This window comes from Paenarthrobacter sp. (assembly GCF_031180005.1).
Taxonomy (GTDB): domain Bacteria; phylum Actinomycetota; class Actinomycetes; order Actinomycetales; family Micrococcaceae; genus Arthrobacter.
Window position 1 is genome coordinate 1 of sequence record NZ_JAPSHI010000059.1, and the last position, 5,535, is coordinate 5,535.

Consider the following 5,535-nt stretch of genomic DNA (forward strand, 5'->3'; position numbering starts at 1 on the left):
CTGACTTTGGGGCTGTCCGTCTAACGGGCACCACAAGAAACTGTCAGAGGAACCGGGCATAATGTCGCAAATGGGGAAATTGAAAAAACATCGTCTTGTCGTTGGTCTCGTATCGCTGGTGATGGCTGGTTCATTGACCGCCTGCGATGACGGGCGCGCCGGTGCGGAACAAGCAGCCAAGCAGCTGGCTTCGTCGTTGGCGGCGCTCGACGTCGGCCAGCTCGCCGTTGAGGGCAAGGACGCTGCCGCGGCCAACGATCAACTCAAGACCGTGTTCGAGGGACTCGACGCGAAGCCGGAGGTCGCGTCGGGAGACGTCAAGCTCGACGGCGACACGGCAACTTTCCCCCTTAACTACAGTTGGAACATCGGCTCGGCCAAGTGGGAATACAGTTCCGAGGCCTCGCTGAAGAAGTCCGGCGACAAGTGGGCGGTCCAATGGACCCCTGCCCTCCTGGCTCCGGAGCTCGCTGAGGGCGAGACCCTGTCCGTCAAGACCGTTCCCGCCCAACGCGGTCAGATCCTGGGTGCCGGGGATGCTCCGATCGTTGAGGACCGTCCCGTCTTCCGAGTGGGCATCGACAAAACCAAGGTCCCGGCAGAGCAGGCCGACGCTTCCGCCCGTGCCCTGGCGACGCTGCTCGGGCTCGACGCAGGAGAATATGCCAATCAAGTTGCCGCCTCAGGTCCACAGGCTTTCGTTGAGGGCATCGTGCTGCGTGCGTACACGGCGGAAATCACGGAAGCGAAAATTGAGGCCATTCCGGGCGGTTCGAGCATTCTGGACTCCATGGCGCTGGCTCCCACCCGGACTTTTGCCCGTGCCTTGCTGGGCAGCGTTGGCCAAGCCAGTGCCGAACAGATAGAAAACTCGAATGGTGCGCTGCGTGCCGGGGACACCACGGGTACCGGCGGCCTGCAGCAGAAGTACGACTCACTACTGCGAGGCAAAGACGGCGTGGAAGTTCTTGCCACACCCGAGGAGAAGTCTGAAGGAGAGACGCTCGGTACCAAGGTGTTCTTCTCGTCCCTCCCGTCCCCCGGCACTACGCTCAAGACCACCCTTGACCTAAAACTCCAGCAGTTGGCCGAAGAAACACTGGCCGGTGTTGGACCGGCTTCGGCGATTGTTGCCCTCAAGCCTTCCACGGGCGCTGTCCTGGCTGCCGCATCAGGACCTGGCAGCAACGGGTACAACACAGCTTTACTTGGTCAGTACGCGCCAGGTTCCACGTTCAAAATCGTCGATTCCCTGGCGATGTTCCGCAACGGCGCCACACCGGACTCGAAGGTCGAATGCCCTTCAACGCTGACCGTGGACGGCCGCACGTTCAAAAATGCCGAAGGCTATCCCGAAGGCTCCCTTGGCTCGGTCGCGCTGCGGGACGCTTTCGCGCACTCCTGCAACACTGCCTTCATCAATGCCCGCGATACCGTCAGTCAGGACCAGCTTGAATCCGCAGCGCAGGCTCTGGGCGTAGCGGTTGAAGCTCCCAAGCTTGGCGCTGACGCATTCCTTGGTTCGGTTCCTGGTGCTGCCGAGGGTACCGAGCATGCTGCATCCATGATTGGCCAGGGCAAGGTGCTCTTTTCCCCACTCTCGGCCGCGGTCATGGCTGCTTCCGTCGCCAACGGCGCGCCCGTTTCACCGCAGCTCGTATTGAACCCTGATGCCGCCCAGAACACTGATGCCGGGCAGAACCCCAGCGCCGGTGCCACGCCCAGTGAAAGTGGCGGCGCATCGCCGTCGTCCGCTTCAGCTGCAGTAAGCGCCGTCCCTGTATCACCGGGGTCCACCAAGCCGATCACCAAGGAGGAAGCCGCTGCGCTGTCCGACATGATGCGGGCAGTCGTGACCTCCGGACACGCCGGATTCCTCGCAGAAGTCCCCGGGACGCCAGTAGGGGCAAAGACCGGTACCGCAGAGTTTGGCAATGACAACCCACCCAAGACGCACGCTTGGATCGTAGCGACGCACGGAGACCTGGCAGTTGCCGTGTTCGTGGAAGAAGGTGGCCTGGGTGCCACCACCAGCGGACCCTTGCTGAAGTCCTTCCTTACTGCGGCTGGCTGACGCCGGTTGGGTGCGGAGTCGTCCGCGCTTTCCAAAGCAACAGGGCCGTTCGCGGGATAGGCGAGACCAGGGCCAAAGCCAGGACCGGCACCAGGAAGAGTCCGACGTCGGGAAACTGGCGGACGATGACGGTGAGGTTAGTGTCAAACCTGGCGGGTGCATAAACGAAGCACAACCATAGTGCGAATGCATCCAGGACAAGCGCGCCGAAAGCCAAGATGAGTGGCTTCCACTTTGGGGGTGATGTGCGGTTTCTGAGCAGGATGGAAAGTGCCAGCCACAAACTGAGCAACTCTGCGAGCAGCAATGCCAGCGCGACGGCCCAGCTGTAGCGCTGCAGCCAGTCCTCTTGCACAACTGTGGGCGCAGGGGGCTGCCCGTGCAGGATTCGCAGGATATTGGTATCCACTGCCTTCAGTCGTGAGGGTGCAGAGGTGTCATTGGCGTTGATAACCAACGCGACACCAATTCCTGAAGCGGGAATCATTGCCAGGTACGTGTGCGAGTTGCCCCACTCGCCCTGGTGTTCCAGCAGCAGCGGTAATTCTTCGTCAGGTGGTTGCCTGGAAGGATTTGCGGACTCCACAAGTGGACGAGTGAACCAGCCCATGCCGTACCACTTGGAGCCGTCCACCTGAACGCCTGGCTCAAACATCGTGTTCACGCTGTGTGGCTGGAGGATGCGGGTGGCGCCGTACCGCCCCTGCCCCAGCAGTGCCGTTAGCTCGTGACCCAAGTCCTCGGCCGAGGAGTACATGGTGGTGGACGGCATGCCAGTCGAAGGGGCAGGCGCATCCGTCTGGCGCCAGAACGAGCCGAACCACAGGGAATACCCGGCGGCCAGATTGTCTGCGCGGGCCCCCGCCTGCGTCGGGTGGCTGTGATTCATGTCCAAGGGTTCAAAGACGTGCTGCCTCACGTAATCGCCGAAGGTCTGGCCTGAGACCGTTTGAACCAGGAGACCCAGAATGTTGTAGTTTGCGTTGGCATACCCGAAGGCTTCGCCAGGTGACCTGGCCAAGGGTGAACCGGACAATGAACGAACACCCTGTTCAAGGGCTTCCGGTCCTTGGGCGTCGCTACCTTCAAAGGCCGTGGCTGCTGAAGCCATTCCGCTGGTTTGGTGAAGCAGGTGGCGGACCGTGATCGCGGACGCGCGGCTATCCTCCAAAGCAAACCACGGCAAGTACGTCTGGACCGGCTCATCCAACTCCAGCCTGCCCGCCTCAACCTGCTGCATCACGGCAATTGCTGTGAGCGACTTGGTGGTGGACGCAAGGAGCACGGGCGTCTGAGCGGTCATCAGCCTTCCCGAGTCGTCGGCGCGGCCAAACGCAGCTGAATGCACCTGGACACCGTGCTGCACAACCACGACGGCGGCACCAGGAACTCCCAGCGTCTCAAGTTGATCCTGGAGGAAGGCGTCCAACGCTACATAGGCCGATCTTGGGATCTCCGCTTTCTCTGTCGGGATTGCGGTGTTGCCGGCTGCCGGCGGGCCAAGGCCTCCCACAAGAGTGGCGGCCAGCAGGCAAGCGAGAAGGCTTAGCGATGACCGGGACACACTTCGCATGCCATCACCTGCCGCTGGGTTGATCGTCTCTTCACGGTAGCTCTTCACGGTAGCCAGGGACAGACGGAACACATGCACCGTAGCTGGACGTATGTCCCCTCGCGTACCCAAGCCGCTTATCGCCGTCGAGCGCCAATACGCCGCCGTGGGAGGATTGAAACGTGGCCCATATTGACGTTTCCGGCATCGACTACTTCCTCTCCGACGGCACCCAGCTGCTCAACGGGGTGACTTTCAAGGTCCCCGATGGCACCAAGACGGCGCTCATCGGACCCAATGGAACGGGCAAGACCACCCTGTTCAAGATCATTTCCGGCGATCTCACCCCCGACGAAGGTGTGGTGGGACGTTCTGGAAACATGGGCATTATGCGGCAGTTCGTTGGACAGGTCCGTGATGAATCCACTGTCCGCGACCTCCTGGTTTCCACAGCGCAGGCCGGCCTCGCCGCCGCTGCGAAGGCCGTGGAGGACGCCGAGCTCGCCATGATGGAGCACGACGACGAGCCCACGCAGATGAAGTACGCGCAAGCGATCGTGGACTGGGGAGACGCCGGCGGGTACGACGTCGAGACGGTGTGGGACGAAGTGTGCATGGCAGCACTCGGAATTTCCTTTGACAAAGCACAGTTCCGCCGGGCCTCCACGTTGTCCGGTGGTGAGCAGAAGCGCTTGGTGCTGGAGGCCCTGTTTGCGGGTCCTGATGAACTCCTGCTCCTCGACGAGCCTGACAACTACCTTGACGTCCCCGGCAAGCGATGGCTGGAGGGGAAGCTCAACGAGTCCAAGAAAACCGTGCTGTTCATCAGCCACGACCGCGAGCTGCTCAACAACGCCGCCGGCTGCATCGTGACGCTCGAACCCGGCATTAACGGTGCCGGGGCGTGGATTCATGGCGGTGGCTTCGGATCCTACGTTGAGGCACGCGCGGACCGTAACGCCCGCTTCGAGGAACTGCGCAAGCGCTGGGACGAGGAGCACGTGAAGCTCAAGGGACTCGTCAACATGTACAAGAACAAGGCCGCTTTCCGCTCGGACATGGCCAACCGGTACCAAGCTGCGCAAACCCGCCTTGCCAAGTTCCTGGAAGCCGGGCCGCCCGAGGCGTTGCCGATTGAGCAAAACGTCAAAATGCGCCTTAAGGGTGGGCGGACGGCCAAGCGTGCTGTGGTGGCCGAGAAGCTCGAACTAACCGGCCTCATGAAGCCGTTCTCCACGGAGATCTGGTTCGGCGACCGCGTCGGCGTGCTCGGTTCCAACGGTTCGGGCAAGAGCCACTTCTTGCGCCTCCTTGCCACGGGTGGCACCGACCCCGAGCGCGAGCACCTGCCGGTGTCCGACGTCGTGATCGCTGAAGTGCCGCACGAGGGCACCGTGAAGCTGGGAGCGCGCATCCGGCCCGGTTTCTTTGCCCAGACGCATGTCCGCCCTGATCTACTGGGCCGGACTTTGCTGGAAATCCTGCACCGTGGAGACGAACACCGCTCCGGACTCCCCCGTGAGGCTGCAGCAGGTGCGTTGGATTCATACGGCTTGGCCGGACAGTCCGAGCAGAAGTACGAGTCCCTGTCCGGCGGTCAGCAGGCACGGTTCCAGATCTTGCTGCTGCAACTCTCCGGCGCAACTCTGCTGCTGCTCGACGAGCCCACGGATAACTTGGACCTGCACTCGGGTGAGGCTTTGGAGCGGGCCATCGATGCCTTCGAGGGCACCGTTCTGGCAGTCACACATGACCGGTGGTTCGCGAAGTCTTTTGACCGGTTCCTGATTTTCGGCTCCGATGGCAAGGTCTACGAGTCCGAGGAACCTGTTTGGGACGAGAAGCGGGTGGAGCGCGCCCGCTGACCGCGGACGCTCTCTCACATTCCAACGGTATTCCGCGAACGCTC

3 protein-coding genes are annotated in these 5,535 nt (G+C 62.0%); 2 read left to right on the plus strand and 1 reads right to left on the minus strand.

Annotation, left to right across the window (positions count from 1 at the left end; all coding sequences use genetic code 11):
- Positions 1 to 70: 70 nt before the first annotated feature.
- On the plus strand, positions 71 to 2,074 hold the full coding sequence (locus RIF72_RS19770; RefSeq protein ID WP_309076488.1) for a penicillin-binding transpeptidase domain-containing protein: 2,004 nt from the start codon (positions 71 to 73) through the stop codon (positions 2,072 to 2,074).
- Here the strand turns inward: RIF72_RS19770 and RIF72_RS19775 are convergent.
- Positions 2,058 to 3,647 carry a serine hydrolase domain-containing protein gene (locus tag RIF72_RS19775; protein WP_309076489.1) on the minus strand — a complete coding sequence of 530 codons (1,590 nt, stop codon included), beginning with the start codon at positions 3,645 to 3,647 and terminating at the stop codon, positions 2,058 to 2,060. The two genes, RIF72_RS19770 and RIF72_RS19775, sit on opposite strands and share 17 nt — an antisense overlap.
- Positions 3,648 to 3,808: 161 nt before the next feature.
- Between RIF72_RS19775 and RIF72_RS19780 the strand changes: the two genes are divergently transcribed.
- Positions 3,809 to 5,491, plus strand: coding sequence for an ATP-binding cassette domain-containing protein (locus tag RIF72_RS19780; RefSeq protein ID WP_309076490.1), 1,683 nt, complete (start codon positions 3,809 to 3,811; stop codon positions 5,489 to 5,491).
- Positions 5,492 to 5,535: the final 44 nt, after the last annotated feature.